Below are 18,698 nucleotides of genomic sequence, written 5' to 3' on the forward strand. Positions count from 1 at the left end.
GTGCAGATCGTCTGCCATCGTCCTTGACGGGACATACTGGTAAGAGGGTCCCGTGAAAACAACATAAGGTGCCAGAGGCATGTAATTAGGCAGAAGACCCTAACGGGAGCTTCTGCCTTTTTTTGTTTTTTAGTTGGAATTTGGATGAATACGATGACGTGTGAAAGGAGGTAGACGCATGGAGGAAGTAAAATCGGATAAAAAGGTTAATTGGAGTAAGTCAGATAATTGGGGCAGCTTGGACAAGGTGGAAAAGTTGGACCGAGCAAATCAGGGAATGATGTTTTCCCGATTATTAGAGCCAGCACTAACGATAGTGCTTGGTTTAATCCTGGTGGTTTTACTGTTGGCAGGATGTCTACGCAGGGGATTGTTTTATTTTACGGACGTATACCCGATGGTGCTGATGGCGTCAGGCAGTGCACTTATTTGGTTGATCCTGTTCATGATGTGCTTCAACGCACCGATGACAAATGGGAAACCAGGGATTTCTCAGTGGTTGAATAACCTCAAACGATTGTATGTGGCCCCTATGCAGTACGCTCATCTCCGCTGGATGTTTTGGCCCTTGGCTCTGGCAATTTGGTTTGGCCTGCATGCTTGGATAGGCTCTGTCAGCGTACAGGGAAGCTTGGATGAGATGCTGCGTTGGAGCTTGCTGGCGATATTTGCCCTGCTAACAGCGATGCTGGCCTCGCGCGCGAACGGAGCGCGATGGTTTGCCTGCGGCTGGCAAATGGCAGGCGGCCTGCTTGTGTTAAGCGGCGTGCTTGCCGCGTGCGGTGTGCTGCCGCTGCCTTATGGGGTCATGCGAACCGCTGACCCCGAGATCAGCTCCGCCGGAGCCCGGCTCGGCGGATTGCTGCAGTACCCCAATGCGTACGGCGCCGTTGCCGGCATGTACGCATTGGAGCGGCTGGCTGCCGCCGCGCGAGCTGTAGCCCGGCCGCTGTCGGCCGGGCGGCTAATCGCGGCAGTGCTGCCGCTCATGCCCGCGCAAGCCGCGCTCCTGCTGAGCGAGTCGCGCGGCGCCTGGCTGGCGACCGGCTGCGCCGCGGTCGCCGCCCTCGCTTTGCAGCGGCGCGGTGCCCGCCTGCCGCTGCTGCTGGCCACGGCCGCGCCCCTGGCGTGCGCGGCCTGGCTCTACCGCCAGCTGGCTGCTGCCCAGCTGGCGCCTGCACCAGTGCCCGGCCTGCTGGCACTGGCCGGGGCGTGGGCAGCTGCGCTGCTCGGCACGCTGCTGCTGTGCCGTTTGTGGCACAGCGGCGCTCGTGCGCGCACCGCTGCCCTCACGGCCACGGGGCTGGCGGGGATCACCGCCGCAGCCCTGGCCGTGGCCTCCACCGCCGACCGCATGGCGGCTGGTGTCGGCACAGGGCTGTCCCGCCTTCAGATGTGGCGGGACGCCCTGAAGCTCTGGACCGAGGCCCCATGGATGGGCCACGGGGGAGAGACATGGCGCAGCATGTTTCGCGCCATCCAATCCTCGCCTTATGTCGGAGGCGAGGTCCACAACGGCATCCTTGATCTTGCCCTCGATGCAGGCATAATTGGGCTGTTGATCATCGCCGGATGGTTCTTTTTCACCCTGCGAATCATGTGGAGGCATACACCTCAGCTGCTGCCTTCGGTTATTGTTTTTGGCCTCCATGGTGCAATGGACTTTGACTGGAGCTTCACCTTCCTCTGGATGATGTTCATTTGGCTGGGGGGCTGGGCCCTTTCGTCGCAAACTGTACAGGAGGCCGCCGCTTACAAAAAACCGCCCCGCTTTTTCCGTCAGTTGACTCCGTGGCCTCAATTGATATTAACAGGATTGTTCTTCATATTTTGGCTTGGCGGGACAGCCTGGTTTGCTGGACATCATGTGGCGGCAGATCAACAATACCGTCTAGCAATGTCAAAAGATGCAGGAAGTGCTGAACGAAAGGCGCTGCTTACGGCGGCATACAAGTTCAACCCCTACAGGCCGGATATTGCCATCTCCTTGTCTCGTACACTTTCTGCAAAGAAGGCTGAATTGATGTTGGTGCAGAGCCTGTCCTATTCTCCTGTTTACCCCCAACTCTACGGAGAGCTGGGGCAGTTGGCCGCTCGGTCGGGTAGAGGAGAGTCGGCCGGGAACTATTTTGAACAAGCCATAGCCCTCAATCGTTTTGACGCCTCCAGCCAGTCCCTGGCTTTATATTGGATGGAACAGGCATCACGGAGGGAACTGGCGGCAGGGTATGCTGAACGAGGAAGGCAGACCGCTTCTACTGGAGTAAGGTTATACGAACGGTATAGACAGCTGGCTGAAGAAGTGGCAGCAGGGGAGGGGAGAAATGATCGGCGCTTTGGGCTTAATGAAGTAGCATTACGTTATGGGGATAATTTGCGTATCCTTGCTTTTAATCCACTTGCTTCAGAAGTGAGCGGAAAGTATCCCTGAATATCTGGCCTCACGCAACGTCGATGTTGAACTAAATCCATGAAAACGAATGATTCAACATGTAATGGGATAAACAATTCATATTTCCGCCGAAAGTAGTGGTTTTTTACGGCTTGATTTAGGTTCAATCCAGGTTCTATTCAAATTCAACATCAAGCCCCATGTTGCTGCACATAAACTGTTTGGTTACCTGTCCATTACTCCGAATCTACAGGCGATATCCGCCAAACGCTTCCTTGAAGGCACCTTGCAGCGGTTCTACCTCCACACCCCATAGAGACGCAATCTCTGCGCTGACATCCGCGTTCCACCATTCGCATAACTTTTTGCGATTATCCCGATTTTCTCCGATCCAGAGCAGGTTGGCGATGACTTTCCCATAATACAATTCTTCCGCCTGCTTCATCCGTTCGGGGGAGATGTATACCTTTAGCTTTTTGGCTGTTCGATACAGCTCTTTGCTGCATGCTCTTCGGATCCCTCGGGCAGAAGGCAGGTTTTGGCCTGGGGTGTTATGCTTTACCGGGGGAGTACCGGGTGCTGATTTGGGTGACATCTTTTCACGCTCCTCTCCCGATACCATATGCAAACGGCTGCCCGCGGGACACTATCCCAACCGGGTGAAGTAGCAACAGCTACAGGCCTGTGATAAAATAGGGACGAACATCCATGGTGCGAAGGGCACTGCCAATCAGGATGAAGAAAGAGGGTCGAGATGGACGTTATTCATAACATTGTCAATCAATTATTCGATTGGATTCAGAGCCTTGGATACTTTGGAATTATGCTTGGATTAATGCTTGAAGTTATTCCGAGTGAAATTGTACTGGCATATGGAGGTTTTCTCGTTTCACAAGGCCAGATTAATTTTTTCGGTGCAATGATTTTTGGTACCGTGGGCGGTGTGATAGCCCAGCTATTTATTTACTGGATTGGCCGTTATGGCGGAAGACCTGTACTTGAGCGTTACGGAAAATACATACTGATCCAGAAAAAGCACATCGACCATTCCGAAGAGTGGTTCCGCAAGTATGGGACAGGTGTCATTTTCACGGCGCGTTTTGTTCCGGTCGTAAGACATGCCATTTCGATTCCTGCCGGTATATCCAAAATGCATACGGGTCGATTTATTTTGCTGACAACACTCGCTGTTATACCTTGGTCTGCATTGTTTATATATTTAGGGATGATACTTGGAGATCAATGGCAACATATCAACGAAAAGGCGGCACCTTATATTATGCCGATTCTGCTCGTTGCTCTGGCACTTATGATTATTTATGTACTTATTAAATGGATGAATGTTCGTAAAAAGAAGGGAAGTGTCTAGTTATGGGAAAACCAAACTTGTCTCACAAATTCGGTAAAGGACTGCCGCCGAAAGAATTCATTGAGAGCATGACCAAGAACCAAAGTGAGTTTCAGGCAAACTATGACAGCTTTGCTTGGCCGAACGAGGATGATCGTGAATTTTTCGAAAGCCTGAATCACCGCGATGATTTGCGTGTGTTAATTTTGGCTGCTGACTGGTGTGGCGATGTGGTACGCAATATTCCGGTCGTGTTCCAGGCGCTGGAAATCTCAGGCATTCCAACAGAAGTTCTTATTATGGAAAATCATCCTGAAGTGATGGATGAATTCCTTACCATGGGCGGACGCTCTGTCCCGGTTGTTATTTTTGCAGATACGGGCGGACATGTGCTGGGTCAATGGGGGCCTCGTCCACAACATGTGCAAGAGGTTATGATTGAATTCAAACGTCTCAACCCGGACCGTGAAGCGGCAGATTATCAGGATAATTTGGCTGTTGCTCGTCAAGAGATAGGTAAACGTTATGGGGAAGGAACGGAGTCAAATGCAGCCATTATTCGTGAGCTGCGTGAACTGATTTCGGGTTACTGAGCCGATATGCTTAACATTCGTACATTTTCTTTGGGACCGCTCCAGACCAATGCGTATCTGTTGCAGGGTGACGATCCTGATAAAGCTGTAATTATTGACCCCGGAATGAATCCGGGACCGTTGCTCAAAGCCATTCAGGGCCTGGAGATTGAAGCGATCCTGCTGACTCACGCGCATTTTGATCATATGGGCGGCGTCGATGAAATTCGTAAATTGAAAGGCTGTCCTGTTTATTTGCATGACTTGGAGAGTGACTGGCTCACAACTCCGAAGTTGAATGGTTCTTTGAACTGGCCGCAGGCTACCCCACCGCTTTCGACAGAATCAGCTGAATATGCTATGGACGAAGGGCAGACTCTGAATTTTATAGGTCACACGTTCAAAGTGTATCATACACCGGGACATTCACCAGGCAGTGTAAGTCTGTTATGTGGTGATGACCTGTTTGCAGGTGATGTTCTGTTCCGTATGGGTGTAGGCAGAACGGATCTGACTGGAGGCCGTGAGCGGGATTTGATTGATTCAATCCAAAACAAGTTGTACACCTTCGCGGATGAGGTCAAAGTATATCCAGGTCATGGTCCCAAAACGACGATCGGTTATGAAAAGAAGAACAATCCATACGTCTCTGCCAGATGATCCGACAATTTATGTGAAGAATGTCTGGACAAGTGACAACTTTTTCATTAGAATAGCAATTAGTTGTTACAAGCGATAAAGCACCAACTAACTGAGGCAATAAAAAGAAACACCCTAACTTGCGAAGCACGCAGACTGTGGTCTATACCCGGTTTGCGTTCTTTTTTTGTTTTCAGCCTCTTTTACATCCAAGATACATCCCGTTTACCCCTACATACAGATCAGCGACAAGCTTCTACAGAAGATCGTTCTTTTCCATTTAGCAAGTCGAATCATAATAAGCTTGAGCTCTAATAATAGTCAGAAGAATCATGAAATAATAGCTAAGGAGAGCGAGGAAATAGAAGTGGAGAAAAAGCGAGTTATCCAGTTGGGACAACGTGCCGAGCATCTGATCATCGAAGAAAACCTTCGAGCAATGGAGAATGGCAAAATAGAATCAATTCCCCAGCATATTCAACTACATAGCTACAGCAGTAATGAGATGAATCAAATCAAGGATCAACAGCAAAATATATGGAGAAGTCGTTTATTAAGCAGCGGTGCCCACAACCAACCGTGGTTCGACAAACTGCAAGATTACCGAAATGAAGTCTGATTGCCCGGGAAATTGTCGGCTTCAGATTTTTTTTTTGGATTGAATTGAACGTTTCTGCAGAGCCTGTCGTAATAACATAAGACTTAGCGGAGAGCAGGTGACAATCCAAATGGAGGCAGCCGAACTGGAGGAAGTACAGAGGGCGATACAGGGAGATGACAGTGCGCTGGCTGAACTGCTACAGCGTCACTACGCTTTTGTGTATAAGTATCTTGTCAAAGTAACGATGGACCCCAACGTTGCGGAAGAGACGGTACAGGATACCATGATTCGATGTATGGAAAATATTCAAAGGTACGATGGTTCGTCTGCCTTTTCGTCATGGATGATTACGATTGCGACCCGTATATATATCGACAAGACGAGACGCAGGCGAAGAGAGCAGATCTGGCTGGAGGCCGTTCGCAACCAAGCTGTAAGAAAGTTGCGATGGCAATTCGAGAGTCGGAATGAAGAATGGACGGATGTCATGGATGCCATGACAAGGTTAACGCCTGAGCATCGCATAGCCGTTCTTTTGAAGCATTATTATGGCTATGGATATGATGAAATTGGTGAAATGTTGGGTATTCCATCCGGAACGGCGAAGTCGCGTACAGCCTATGGTCTTCGCCAATTGAGAAAGGAGCTGGGATGAGCATGAGCAGATCTGAAGAACAGGATGAACAAGAAATTCTGGCACGGATGCAACAACAGATGAAAGTGCTTGATGATGCTTATGAGCCTGTAAACATCCCTTCATTAGCCTCACTTGAAGCCCAAGTTAAGGAACGAAGGCAGCTAAGAAGGCGAGCCAATCGGATCGAATTGATTTTGTTCTGGATTGTGGGACTGTTCATTGTCGCCTTTGGTGCATTATTGTTACATTCGGCTCCGGCGCTATATTTGGGTATTCAGGTTACTAGCTTGGTCGCAGCGATTGCCGTGGCAGCCATCTGGTCAGGGCGACGCCGGAAGGAGACGACTCATCATGAATGATCAGCATTATTCTTTAAATGAAATTCCTCTCATATTGCTTATTCTGATTGCGAGTGTGCTGCTTGTTCAGGGAACATGGATCTTTCGGGATGCACGACGACGTGACCGCTTTCCCTGGTTATGGGGATTGTGGGGCTTCATCAATTTCCCATTGCCTTTGATCGTATACTGGTTTGCCGTTGTTCGGGTAGATCGCAGGCCCCCTAAGCAAACATCGGGTAAACAATAGAATTTACGGAATGAAAAAAAAGATTTTGCACAAATGTTTTGTTTAATTCTATTAATCGTAGACAGCGCTATTCTTTTCTAGTAGACTATACAAATAATAAAAAGATAGACTACCAGGAGGTTAGACGATGCTGCGATTAGGAGAGAAGGTTGTCATCGTCGCGGATGCGTTTGAGCAGAATCTTCCTGTGGGGGAATATGGTTTCATCATCGCTTATGACCGGAATCCGGACAATGCGTTCGATTACGTGCTTCGAGTGCCGCAGGTGAATCGGAACTTTTTTGTTCCATCCGGCGACGTCGATCTGGAAGAGGTTCTGCTGAAGCAGGAAGCTGAGCGGGTCGAGCGGGAAGCGTTGATAGATTACGCCCTTGCGACACACAATGAGAATCTGTTTCATTATCTGATGAACGGAGACTTTCAAGCTGTGGAAGAGGAAGAGGAAACCGCGAACGATGTTATGTCACAGGCGGATTTTATAAAGCAGGTTAATCTGCGTGCATGGATTTAGAATTTGAAGAGTCGGCTGATGCCGGCTCTTTTTTGATTAGATTTAGAACGGTTGAACTTTAAAGCGTGTATAAACTGGATATTTCATGTAGAAATTTTGCTAAATGGGTTTTGAAATATGCATTACAGGATGACTCCACCGTTGTGGGGTTATTTTTCATAATTGGCAACTCGGGTCCTATGCATTGAATTGTCGAACTATCTCACCTATAATGAAAAAAGTTATCTTGGGACTTTAGCCCGTTAAACGGACGATTCGTTTTCGGCGGTTCCAGGAATTAGAACGAATGAAGGAGGCATCCGGAAATGAGTATTTCGAATAATGACGTTCAGCATGTGGCCAAGCTGGCCCGGCTTAATTTGACTGCTGAAGAAGAGCAGACCCTGACAGGGCAGCTGAACGCGATTTTAAAATATGCTGAGAAGCTGAATGAACTGGATACAGAGAACATTGAGCCAACGACTCACGTGCTGCACGTCAGCAATGTGATGCGTGATGATGAGACGAAGGAAAGTTTGTCGATTGAACAGGTGATGCGCAATGCACCGGAAGAAGAAGACGGGCAGTTCAAAGTGCCTGCAGTAATGGAATAACGGATAACCGGAAGGAGGACGAAAACCGTGAGTTTATTTGAACAATCGTTGCCGGAGATACATAACAAGCTGCACGCCAAGGAGCTGTCGGTAAGCGATCTGGTGGATCAGGCATATCAGAACATTGGTGCACGAGAAGAGAAGGTTAAGGCTTATCTGGCACTGGATGAAGAACAAGCACGTGCTCGTGCACGTCAACTGGATGATCGACTCGTCAGTGGCGAGGAGAAAGGTTTGCTTTTCGGTCTGCCCGTCGGCATTAAGGATAACATCGTAACAAACGGACTTCGCACTACATGCGGCAGCCAGTTTTTGCGCAACTTCGACCCAGTATATGATGCAACGGTTGTCGAGAAGCTGAGAGCGGCGGATACCGTAACGATCGGTAAACTGAACATGGACGAATTTGCGATGGGTGGCTCCAATGAAAATTCAAGCTTTTACCCTGTGCGTAACCCATGGGCACTCGATCGTGTTCCAGGGGGTTCCAGCGGTGGATCGGCTGCTGCTGTAGCTGCTGGAGAAGCTTATTTCACATTGGGATCAGATACAGGGGGCTCCATCAGACAGCCCGCTTCCTATTGCGGCGTTGTCGGTTTGAAGCCTACCTACGGACTCGTTTCACGCTTTGGTTTGGTTGCATTCGCATCCTCACTGGATCAGATTGGACCTTTGACGAAAAATGTCGAGGATTCTGCCTATGTGCTGCAAGCCATTGCTGGTTATGACGCTAAAGATTCGACATCGGCCAAAGTGGATATCCCGGATTACTTGAGCGGACTGACAGGGGACGTCAAAGGGCTTCGCATCGCTGTTCCGAAGGAATACATTGGTGAAGGCGTTGATCCGCAAGTAAAAGAGACCGTTCTCTCTGCCTTGAAAGTCCTCGAAGGACTCGGCGCAACATGGGAAGAAGTATCCCTTCCGCATACCGAATATGCGGTGGCTACGTATTACCTTCTCGCTTCTTCGGAAGCTTCTTCGAACCTGGCTCGATTCGACGGCGTGCGTTATGGTGTTCGTGCAGAAAATCCGGAAAATTTACTGGATCTGTATCACCAGTCCCGTAGTCAAGGGTTTGGTCCCGAAGTAAAACGACGCATTATGCTTGGAACTTATGCGCTAAGCTCGGGTTACTACGATGCGTATTATTTGAAAGCTCAGAAAGTCCGTACGTTGATCAAACAGGATTTCGACAACGTATTTGCCAAATATGATGTTATTATCGGGCCAACTGCGCCAACAACGGCATTCAAATTGGGTTCCCAGGTGGATGATCCACTGACGATGTATCTCAACGATATTCTGACCATTCCGGTTAACCTAGCTGGTGTACCTGCTGTTAGCATTCCGTGTGGATTCTCGGATGGACTGCCTGTCGGCCTACAAATTATTGGTAAAGCCTTTGATGAAACGACCGTACTGCGCGTAGCGCATGCGTTTGAACAAAATACGGAATTCCACAAGCAGCGTCCGCAGCTGTAGACTGCCCGGAACGGAGGAATATAGAAATGTCCGCATCTAAATATGAAACGGTCGTTGGACTAGAGGTCCATGTCGAGTTGCATACAAACTCCAAAATCTTTTGCGGCTGCTCCACTGCCTTTGGAGCTCCGCCCAATACACATACTTGTCCGGTCTGTCTCGGACATCCAGGCGTATTGCCTGTATTGAATCGCCAAGCTGTAGATTACGCGATGAAAGCAGCCATGGCTCTTAACTGCACCATTGCTGATGTCAGCAAGTTTGACCGCAAAAACTACTTCTACCCCGATTCTCCAAAAGCTTATCAGATCTCACAATTCGATCAACCAATTGGTGAGAACGGCTGGATCGATATTGAAGTCAACGGTGAAACGAAGCGAATCGGCATTACGCGTCTACATCTGGAAGAAGATGCAGGGAAGCTTACACATGTTGATGGCGGCTATGCTTCATTGGTCGATTTCAACCGTGTCGGTACCCCTCTGGTGGAGATTGTCTCCGAACCTGAGATTTCTTCCCCGGAAGAAGCGCGTGCATATCTTGAAAAATTACGTGCCATCATGCAGTACTGTGATGTGTCTGATGTGAAGATGGAAGAAGGCTCCCTGCGTTGTGATGCCAACATCAGTTTGCGTCCGCACGGACAGGAGAAGCTGGGGACGAGAGCTGAGCTGAAAAACATGAACTCCTTCCGCGGCGTTCAGCGTGGTCTGGAATATGAACAGTATCGCCAAGCGGAGATTTTGGACGACGGCGGTGAAGTGGTTCAGGAAACTCGTCGCTGGGATGAGGCTCAAGGGAAAACACTGTCGATGCGTGGGAAAGAGCAAGCGCATGACTATCGTTATTTCCCGGACCCTGATTTGGTGAAACTGCATATCGATGCAGCCTGGAAAGAACGGATTAGAGCTTCCATACCGGAGCTTCCGGACGAGCGTAAAGCCCGTTACACCGCTGATTACGGACTGCCTAATTATGATGCAGAGGTTATTACCTCATCCAAAGCGGTCGCTGATCTTTTTGAAGACAGTCTGAAATATACCAAAGATGCCAAAGCGGTATCCAACTGGATTATGGGCGATTTGCTCGGTTATTTGAATACAAGCAACCTTGAATTGACTCAGGTGCCACTGACTGGCCAAGGTCTGGGTGAGATGATTGGATTGCTTGAAAAAGGTACAATCAACAGTAAGATCGCCAAAACGGTATTCAAGGAAATGCTGGAGAGCGGCAAGCTTCCACAGCAAATCGTTGAAGAAAAAGGTCTGGTCCAGATTAGTGACTCAGGTGCCATTCTCGCCATTGTAGAGCAGGTTGTTGCGAATAACCCGCAATCCGTGGAAGATTATAAGGCTGGCAAGCAGAAGGCCATTGGTTTCCTCGTTGGTCAAGTCATGAAAGAAAGCAAAGGCAAAGCCAATCCGGGACTGGCCAATCAACTGCTTACAGATGTACTGAACCGCTAATCCATCCGGTGAGGCCGGACAGAAAGAGGCTCGTCCCTGTGACAGCCTCTTTTTGTGTTAGGGGTACAGGTTTGATTTCGTTGTCCTGGATTCAGTGATGTACGAAGGAGATGAGGAAGGTATGAAGATTCAATCGTTGTCGTTGAACGATGTGGAGATGGTAGGTCAGTTGTGGCGGTTACAGCATGTGGCTTATCGGCTTGAAGCGGAAATCATCGGGTTTCAGGAAATTCCGCCTTTAATGGATACGATGGAGACGCTGCAGAACTGTGGAGAGACCTTTTATGGCTATCTGGACACGGATGGCGAATTGCTTGGTGCGGTCGCAGTGGATGAGGAAGAGATCAATACATTGACGATTACACGAATGATGGTGCACCCTGAACATTTTCGTAAAGGAATTGCTGCTGCTTTGATGACGTATGTGTTTGAACAGCATTCGGATCTTCCGCGTTATATCGTTTCTACAGGAACGTTGAATCAACCAGCCGTCCAATTGTATACCAAATTCGGTTTCAAACCCGTGGAAGTTGTACAGATTGCACCGGGAGTGGAATTAACGACATTTCATAAGAATAAAGATTAATGATGTAAACAACGTGGAGGAGGAATACCGGTTTTGGGCAATCCCTGGTTGATAGATGAGTGGCACATTTTATTGCGATTATTACTGGCTATGCTGCTTGGGGGGCTAGTAGGCCTGGAGCGGGAACGTTCCAATCATGCTGCCGGTTTGCGTACCCACATTCTGGTATGTCTTGGATCTGCACTCATTATGATGTTATCTGTTTATGGTTTTAAAGATTTTGCAAATGAATTAAATGTTAGGATAGATCCGGCCCGTTTGGCGACAGCCGTTATTACTGGCGTTGGGTTTCTCGGAGCGGGCACAATTCTTTTTACCGGAAAGTCGATTACTGGACTGACAACGGCAGCTTCCATTTGGGTGGTAGCAGCCATCGGACTGGCAACAGGTGCGGGATTCTTTTTTGCTTCCATCGTGTCAACAGTCTTGGTATTACTTAACCTCTGGGTTTTCAATAAGTTGGAGCTTAGGTATATACGGGGAAACAAACTGCATGTCGTTACCCTTCATACCTTGTCTGAGCCCGGCTTTCTGGAACAGGTATCTTCATTTCTGGAGCAGGAGAAGATCAAAATCCGTAAAATAACGGTTAATGAGCAGGATTTGGCTTATGCAGAAATGATATCGGTTGAACGGAAAATTGAAATTGTGCTGCATGTTTACATGCCACATGAGTTCAGTGCAGTGCAGCTCGTTTCCAAGTTAAGACAGTGGGAACATGTAACGAAAGTGTCGGTCGAATAAATGAATTAAACCCTCTAAGGCCTTTAGTGCCGGAGGGTTTTTGCACATAACCATATTTCTTCCAGTTACTCTCCCGGCTCTTTAGGGTACTATCTAACCAAATGCATGAAGAGCGGGAACATCAGCTTGGAGGAAGGAGTCGTTTATGAAACGGAAACGTCAGTCGAACAATAATTCCAGCGGAACCCGAGGAAAACCGGTCCGAAATCGGACTCACAAGTTTATTGCCGGGTTGCTAAGTGCGGTTATTCCGGGTCTGGGCCATATTTATCTCCGCTTATATATGAGGGGTCTGACTTTCATGATGCTTGTGCTTCTGGACCTTTCAGCACTCTTGTACTTCTCATCTATCGGAATACAGATCAATGTACCCTTGCTTATCCTGCTGGCATTGTTTATCCCGGTGATTTACTTTTACAATGTATTCGACGTATTGCAATCTGCGGACTGGGTGATGATGCGCAGGAGAAGAGCGATTACCCACAATAGCTCGGACAAGCCAATTCCTAATGAACGTTCTGCAGGAGAAGCCATGATGGTGTGGGAAAGAGGCATTTCGTTTGGGCTGCTTCTTATTGTGGGAGGATCGCTGTTGGTATTGTTCTTTCGCAAACCGCGTTGGTTTAAAGAGCTAATCGCTATGTATGGCGGATACACTTTTGCTGTTCTGATGATCGCAGGAGGACTTATCCTTTTTGGACGAGAAATCTGGGTCATGCTTCGCAAGAAGAAAATCTAGTGTGAACTATTCAAGGAGGGATAGCCATGAACCGTAAAGTCCGGGTCGGCCGCTATACGGCTGCCGCTTTAATCATAGCTGTCGGTGTGCTGTTGATTTTGGATAAACGGTGGGGAACAGACTATGTATATGAGATGGTCGACTGGTGGCCCCTCTTGCTCGTAGTATTGGGTGTGGAATACATACTGTTGTTCTTAGTAACACGCAGAAGAGGGAATGTAGCCTCAGATCAAGGTGACAAAATTAAAATGCGCTTCAGACCCGATGCGAAAGGCATCCTGACTTCCCTTCTCCTGACAGCCTCTGTATTTATCGTTACAGAGCAGGATCATTACATGCATTTGTGGAACAGGGTAAGTCTTAATCTAGGGGCGGCATCTATGGATTATAGCCAGGCAGCAGGGTACATGGAAGATAAGGGTACGATTCGGGTGCCTGTAGGTATGGATACTTCGGACATTATTGTTGAGGGAGTGAACGGGGATATCTCGGTACAGCGAGGGGACACGGAAGAGATTGAAGTACGCACGGTAGTTTGGGTAGATCAGACAACCGAAGTACAGGCCAAAGCTGTAGCAGACGCTTCCTTTGTTGAGACGGACGGGACAAAAGTAATTCATATCAAGACGACAGGCAAAACGTACGGAGAAAACGAGAAAACACAACCACGAATGAATATTACCATAACGATCCCGGATGATCGTCGTTTCAATCTCGATATTCGAACGTCTAATGGAGCCATATTGCTGAATCGTCCGGAAGCCATTAGTACCATTTTGGCTGAGACAGGGAATGGACGTATACGAATTACGAATGCCGTAGGTGATATTTCGGGTAAAACACTGAATGGTGATGTCATTGTGGCAAATGCGATCGGAAATGTGGACTTGAACAGTAATCGAGGAGATATGAAGGCCCGTGGAATTTCTGGAAATGTGAATCTGACTACACAAGTCGGAAGTATTAGCATCACCGACTCCGTTGGAGAGATCACAGCGGATACCAGAAATGGAAGTATTAATGTAGACGGCGCAAGTTTGGCGGTCAAAGCTCAGTCCCTCAATGGAAGCATAAGCATTGTATCCGCCAAAGTAGGCGGTGACTGGGACATTTATAGCGCTGTAGGCGCGATTAACATTCTGCTTCCGGAGCGTGGGGATTATAGCCTTAGTGGTTCCAGCAGTTATGGAGATTTGCAAACGGATCTGCCGTTTACCGTGAAGAATAAAACGATTGAGGGCCAGCTTGGTGAAGGAGAGTATACGGTTAAAGTTGAGGGGAACAGCGACCTCACTATTGATCGTAATCCTGCAGTGCCTCCTGTTGGGACGAATTCACTGGATTCGGAAAATACGGATAGTAACTTGGAACAAATGACCGAAGACGGGCAGAATTCCCAAGACGAAACGTCCGAAGTTCCCTGACTGGCGCGTTGACAATAAACTTGCAATCGCCGTACAATAAATATAAACTGGCAAGGTTACACGGCAGGGGAAATGTAATGTCGTTGTTCCAGCCGAGGATCAACTCTGAAAGAAGAGACTACATGATAATGCTTTTGTCTCGACAGAGTAATGAAAGGTAAGGCGGTGGGTTTTATGGCAACACGTGTCCAACATGCGTTGGAGCATCTGAAAACGACCGGTGTCCGTATTACACCCCAGCGTCATGCCATATTGAATTATCTGATGGAATCCATGGGGCATCCGACAGCCGATGAAATTTACCGTGCGCTTGAACCCCAGTTTCCCAGTATGAGCGTGGCGACTGTATATAACAATTTGAAGATGTTTCTTGAAGCGGGCATGGTCCGGGAGTTGACATACGGAGATAACTCAAGTCGCTTTGATGCCAATGTGACGGATCATTACCATGTTATCTGTGATAAATGCGGCAAAATTGAAGACTTTAGTTATCCTTCGCTAAAAAGCGTGGAGCTTCAGGCGGAGTCAAGTACAGGATTTGAAGTACATGGTCACCGATTGGAAGTATATGGTGTTTGTAAAAGTTGCAGGGATTAAGAGAGTTGAATTACAATATTAACGTGCAGAATTCAGTTTGGATTCTTCACGTTTTTTGTTTTTAGGACGATAGAATGTATATAGCTCTCAGCAGGTTAGATATTTTATGATTCAGCATGATTGATTAACGGAGGTAGACGTTTGAGTAGAAAAAGCAGATATACACGTCAGAAGCGCCGCTCGTTCTGGCCTGGATTTTTGGCTGCCTGTGTTATTGCAGGCGGTGCTTATTGGCTAATAACGAATGTTTGGCTTAGTCAGAGTCACGAAGACCCCGACTGGATTAGCATGAATCAACCTATTTTTGTGGACGGACAATTGATGGATGGTGAGGCTGCAGGAACGGGAGATCAGCTTAAGTTGCCTGTATCGGTGCTGAAAGAGGCGATTGATTCCGGAATACGTTACGAAGCTGACACAGGAGATATCATTATTGCAACACCGCAGCGAGTGCTTCATATGAAGGAAGGTAGTACGAAGGCAGAACTTAATCATCGAGATTATCCTATGACGGTTAAACCGGAGGTTGTTGGGGGAGAAGCTTATATTCCGCTCAAGCCACTTAAAGAAGTATACGGATTAGCTATACAGGAAGATGCTACAACGGGTGCAGTGATACTGATGCGTGGAGGCGACACCATTCAGTATGCAGAGATTGATACCTTGTCTTCCAAGGCAGACAAAACGGTTCCGTTGTATAAGCGTGGGGGAGAATCTTCTCCCATCATTGCCGATATGGAGCAGGACGCACGAGTAAGAGTTTGGCAAACGGGTGATGACCAGAGCTTTGTGCAGTTGGATAATGGTTATGCCGGTTATGTAGCTAATAAATATGTCACCCTTACGGAGAAAAAGGAGCTGGACAAGCCCTCATTCACACTGACCGCAGCGGAGAAAAAGTGGCAGAATAAACCGGTAAACCTGGTTTGGGAAGCCGTATACAATCGACAGCCTGATGTGGCTTCGATCGGCAAAATGCCTGGAGTCAACGTGGTCAGCCCCACGTGGTTCCATATTACAGATGGACAAGGCAACGTAAAAAGCAAAGGGGATAAAGCCTATGTCAACTGGGCTCACCGTTCCGGTATGGAAGTCTGGGCCCTGATGGATAATAGCTTTGACCCGGATATTACGAAAGAAGCCGTGGCCTCATATGAGACACGTACGCATATTATTGAGCAGATGCTGGAATATGCACAGACTTATCATTTGGACGGCATTAACATTGATTTTGAAAACGTCTATACAGACGATGGGCCGAATATCACTCAATTTGTCCGCGAAATCAAGGCGATGGCGCGTATACATGGCTTGATGCTCTCGGTTGATGTCACGCCGAAATCGAACAGTGAGATGTGGTCCGCTTTTCTGGATCGTCGCTCGTTAGGCTCTTTTGCCGATTATATTGTCGTTATGGCATATGATGAGCACTGGGCCGCAAGTCCAAAGGCCGGTTCGGTTGCCTCGCTTCCTTGGACCGAATCTTCTATGAGACGGATCCTGGAGGAGGATGAAGTACCCTCGAACAAATTGATTATGGCTGTACCGCTATATACTCGAATCTGGACGGAAGAGACCAATGATCAAGGGGAAGTGAAAGTGTCTTCTAAAGCGGTAGGCATGAGTACCATTGCAGATCTGATCAAGGAAAAGAAACTCAAACCTGTCTTGGATAAACAAAGCGGACAGAATTATGTGGAATATTCCGAGGATGGGGCCACCAAGAAAATATGGATAGAAGATGCCGTCTCGCTTCAGGCACGCGTTGATTTGGTTGCTTCGCTAAAATTGGGAGGCGTAGCTGCATGGAATCGAAGCTTTGCCGATGCATCCGCATGGGAGACGCTCAAACAGGCAGGGTATTCGAAATAGACATGAAATAGCTGTATTGAACTTATATCAATTATTTTAAAAGTCTTTCTGAATTCAAAAAAAGGTCCGGTGAAGATACCGGGCCTTTTTTCTGTCTTTGGGCTTTGATGAAAAGAACATCTAGCTGTTGGAACTCACGCCATGATCTGTGTCGGAAGGGGATGGAGGTGTGGAATGCGCTTTCAGTTGTGAACTTGTTGTATTGGCCTGATTAGGGTCAAGGGTAAGGATGGTGTGACAGAACATACAACGATCCGTCTTGCCGAGCATTTTGGTTAACTTGCCACATTCCGGACAGTCCACTTGTACAGCGCTTGTGGAAAGCATACCAGCCCAGAAATAAATGGCCAGACTAGCCATCATGGCAATCAGCCCGATCACAAGTCCCACAGCGGCAAATACTTTACCTGCGTGTCCCCAGAACACAATTCCGGCAGTACCCAGTACCATTAGGCCCATGCCTAGCATGGTAAGTAGTAGTCCCCAAGTGCGAAAAGCATTAATTTTTGCTGATTTAAAAATCATGAAAAATGCTCCTATCGTATGAGTAGTATCGGACCTGGATAAGAAGGAAACTTTAGTCAGCATGTAGAATTACATTATAACTGACTTGGCGCTTATCTGCCATGAATTGTATGGAGGGAATCGTGGAACTAAAGAACCTTGCTTTTTTGTCCGAACAGTCGGAAGAGACAGGGGCAGTTGGGGCTATCGCTTATTCCCACCCGGGAGAGCGATTCCACGGCTCCCTAATCCAGGATTTTGAATTGCTCGTACTTGTTGTTCATAATACCGACCAGATGATATCCAAGGTAGGACACTACAAATATGGTGATGTTCGTTATCAAATGATCTATGTCAGTCGTCATGAATTGCAGAGCATTGTAATTACGGGGGATAACAATAACATCATGCAGTGTCTGATTGAAGGCGAGATCATCTGGGAAGCGGATAACGCCTTGAGCGATTTGCGAGAGGAACTATCCGCTTTTGGAACCGAATTGCGAGAGCAAAAGCTGCTTCATGAATTCGCCAGTTTTTTGAAAATGTATGTGGAAGCCAAACGTTACATTCAAGAGGGTCATGTTGTAGATGCCTACTACAATGTCCTTGAAGCACTGGGGAACTGGGCTCGAATTGTACTCATTGAGCAGGGGATTTACCCGGATCATGCTGTCTGGACACATGTGCAGAGTTTGGATCGTGCTTTGTGGAAGCTATATCAGGAGCTTACAGTAAGTTCGGAGACGCTGGAACAGAGAGTCGAGCTTGTACTGCTTGCTTGTGAATTTTCAGTGATGTCCAAAATGAGCGATTGCTCCGGATTGCTTCTGCGTGTGCTGGGAAGTCGAAGGGAACCGTGGAGTATGGATGAACTTGTCCATCATCCGCAGTTGAGATTTGTACGGGAGGATCTGCCGCTCATTCTTCGTAAGCTGGTATTTCGTTCTATAGTAAAAGAATCGGCAGGTTGGCCATCCTTTATAGGTGGAGATGGACGGGAAATCCGTTATTGGTTTGAGGGGTAATTACTCGTGAAGCCGACCGCAATATGGTATATAACGTAGGAGGGGAAACCTTCCTTTTTTGTTTGTTTAATAATTTATAAAAAGAAGTTGACTCTTATTCAGGAAATATGATACATTATATTTCGTTCCTCAAACGAGCTTATCGTCAACAAATGATAAATTCTGCACAGGAAATCGCGAAGAGCTAAAGCTTCAAAAAAGAAATTAAAAAAAGTTCTTGACGAAAACAAACGAAATGTGTTACATTATTTAAGTCGCCGCCGAAAACACGGTTGAGACGAAAAAGAGTAACGCAAATCAAGTTTGATCTTTGAAAACTGAACAACGAGTGAGTAACGATCTTGCTTGCAAGATCGACGCTGAGAAATTGGTACA

21 protein-coding genes are annotated in these 18,698 nt (G+C 47.6%); 19 read left to right on the forward strand and 2 right to left on the reverse strand.

Going from position 1 to position 18,698, the window contains the following annotated elements; genetic code table 11:
- The first annotated feature begins 178 nt into the window (after positions 1-178).
- Complete coding sequence (locus P5G61_RS24705) at positions 179-2,431, forward strand: O-antigen ligase family protein (protein WP_301248860.1); 2,253 nt, start codon at positions 179-181, stop codon at positions 2,429-2,431.
- A 208-nt stretch (positions 2,432-2,639) separates the two neighbouring features.
- Here the strand turns inward: P5G61_RS24705 and P5G61_RS24710 are convergent, their stop codons facing one another.
- Positions 2,640-2,987, reverse strand: a complete 348-nt coding sequence (locus P5G61_RS24710) for a dehydrogenase (protein ID WP_301248862.1) — start codon at positions 2,985-2,987, stop codon at positions 2,640-2,642.
- Positions 2,988-3,146: 159 nt separating this feature from the next.
- On the opposite strand from P5G61_RS24710, the gene uptA reads away from it, so the two are divergent.
- The 17 genes from uptA (at position 3,147) to P5G61_RS24795 (ending at position 16,794) form a co-directional block, all read left to right on the forward strand.
- On the forward strand, positions 3,147-3,761 hold the full coding sequence (gene uptA, locus P5G61_RS24715; RefSeq protein ID WP_301248863.1) for an undecaprenyl phosphate transporter UptA: 615 nt from the start codon (positions 3,147-3,149) through the stop codon (positions 3,759-3,761).
- Between the two features lie 2 nt (positions 3,762-3,763).
- The gene (locus tag P5G61_RS24720; RefSeq protein ID WP_301248864.1) at positions 3,764-4,333 is read left to right on the forward strand and encodes a thioredoxin family protein; all 570 of its coding nucleotides are present in this window, start codon (positions 3,764-3,766) and stop codon (positions 4,331-4,333) included.
- A 6-nt stretch (positions 4,334-4,339) separates the two neighbouring features.
- Positions 4,340-4,972 (forward strand): MBL fold metallo-hydrolase, encoded by a 633-nt coding sequence (locus tag P5G61_RS24725; RefSeq protein WP_301248865.1) that lies wholly within the window; start codon positions 4,340-4,342, stop codon positions 4,970-4,972.
- 346 nt (positions 4,973-5,318) lie between these two features.
- The gene (locus tag P5G61_RS24730; RefSeq protein WP_301248866.1) at positions 5,319-5,570 is read left to right on the forward strand and encodes a hypothetical protein; all 252 of its coding nucleotides are present in this window, start codon (positions 5,319-5,321) and stop codon (positions 5,568-5,570) included.
- A gap of 109 nt (positions 5,571-5,679) precedes the next feature.
- Complete coding sequence (gene sigY, locus P5G61_RS24735; RefSeq protein WP_024631339.1) at positions 5,680-6,207, forward strand: RNA polymerase sigma factor SigY; 528 nt, start codon at positions 5,680-5,682, stop codon at positions 6,205-6,207.
- A gap of 2 nt (positions 6,208-6,209) precedes the next feature.
- Positions 6,210-6,548 (forward strand): YxlC family protein, encoded by a 339-nt coding sequence (locus tag P5G61_RS24740; RefSeq protein WP_301248867.1) that lies wholly within the window; start codon positions 6,210-6,212, stop codon positions 6,546-6,548.
- A complete protein-coding gene (locus P5G61_RS24745; RefSeq protein WP_301248868.1) occupies positions 6,541-6,777 on the forward strand; it encodes a sigmaY antisigma factor component in 237 nt (78 codons plus the stop codon). The genes P5G61_RS24740 and P5G61_RS24745 overlap by 8 nt, the downstream gene beginning before the upstream one ends.
- Before the next feature lie 127 nt (positions 6,778-6,904).
- On the forward strand, positions 6,905-7,288 hold the full coding sequence (locus P5G61_RS24750; protein WP_301248869.1) for an ATPase: 384 nt from the start codon (positions 6,905-6,907) through the stop codon (positions 7,286-7,288).
- Positions 7,289-7,593: 305 nt separating this feature from the next.
- Positions 7,594-7,881 (forward strand): Asp-tRNA(Asn)/Glu-tRNA(Gln) amidotransferase subunit GatC, encoded by a 288-nt coding sequence (gene gatC, locus P5G61_RS24755; protein ID WP_053778962.1) that lies wholly within the window; start codon positions 7,594-7,596, stop codon positions 7,879-7,881.
- A 27-nt stretch (positions 7,882-7,908) separates the two neighbouring features.
- Positions 7,909-9,366 (forward strand): Asp-tRNA(Asn)/Glu-tRNA(Gln) amidotransferase subunit GatA, encoded by a 1,458-nt coding sequence (gatA, locus tag P5G61_RS24760; protein WP_301248870.1) that lies wholly within the window; start codon positions 7,909-7,911, stop codon positions 9,364-9,366.
- A 26-nt stretch (positions 9,367-9,392) separates the two neighbouring features.
- Positions 9,393-10,832, forward strand: coding sequence for an Asp-tRNA(Asn)/Glu-tRNA(Gln) amidotransferase subunit GatB (gatB, locus tag P5G61_RS24765; RefSeq protein WP_094939147.1), 1,440 nt, complete (start codon positions 9,393-9,395; stop codon positions 10,830-10,832).
- A gap of 121 nt (positions 10,833-10,953) precedes the next feature.
- The gene (locus P5G61_RS24770) at positions 10,954-11,418 is read left to right on the forward strand and encodes a GNAT family N-acetyltransferase (protein ID WP_301248871.1); all 465 of its coding nucleotides are present in this window, start codon (positions 10,954-10,956) and stop codon (positions 11,416-11,418) included.
- 33 nt (positions 11,419-11,451) lie between these two features.
- Positions 11,452-12,162, forward strand: coding sequence for an MgtC/SapB family protein (locus tag P5G61_RS24775; protein WP_024631331.1), 711 nt, complete (start codon positions 11,452-11,454; stop codon positions 12,160-12,162).
- A 145-nt stretch (positions 12,163-12,307) separates the two neighbouring features.
- A complete protein-coding gene (locus P5G61_RS24780) occupies positions 12,308-12,901 on the forward strand; it encodes a hypothetical protein (protein ID WP_301248872.1) in 594 nt (197 codons plus the stop codon).
- Between the two features lie 26 nt (positions 12,902-12,927).
- Complete coding sequence (locus P5G61_RS24785; protein ID WP_301248873.1) at positions 12,928-14,325, forward strand: DUF4097 family beta strand repeat-containing protein; 1,398 nt, start codon at positions 12,928-12,930, stop codon at positions 14,323-14,325.
- A gap of 174 nt (positions 14,326-14,499) precedes the next feature.
- Positions 14,500-14,922, forward strand: coding sequence for a peroxide-responsive transcriptional repressor PerR (perR, locus tag P5G61_RS24790; RefSeq protein WP_024631328.1), 423 nt, complete (start codon positions 14,500-14,502; stop codon positions 14,920-14,922).
- Between the two features lie 141 nt (positions 14,923-15,063).
- On the forward strand, positions 15,064-16,794 hold the full coding sequence (locus tag P5G61_RS24795) for a glycosyl hydrolase family 18 protein (RefSeq protein WP_301248875.1): 1,731 nt from the start codon (positions 15,064-15,066) through the stop codon (positions 16,792-16,794).
- A gap of 120 nt (positions 16,795-16,914) precedes the next feature.
- Here P5G61_RS24795 and P5G61_RS24800 read toward each other — a convergent pair whose 3' ends face one another.
- Entirely contained in the window at positions 16,915-17,319 is a 405-nt protein-coding gene (locus P5G61_RS24800; protein ID WP_301248876.1) for a YgzB family protein, read from the reverse strand.
- Between the two features lie 122 nt (positions 17,320-17,441).
- Between P5G61_RS24800 and P5G61_RS24805 the strand changes: the two genes are divergently transcribed.
- On the forward strand, positions 17,442-18,323 hold the full coding sequence (locus P5G61_RS24805) for a nucleotidyltransferase-like protein (protein ID WP_301248878.1): 882 nt from the start codon (positions 17,442-17,444) through the stop codon (positions 18,321-18,323).
- Positions 18,324-18,698: the final 375 nt, after the last annotated feature.

Origin of the sequence: Paenibacillus vandeheii (assembly GCF_030433635.1) — a bacterium.
In the GTDB taxonomy this organism is placed as follows: Bacteria; Bacillota; Bacilli; order Paenibacillales; family Paenibacillaceae; genus Paenibacillus; species Paenibacillus vandeheii.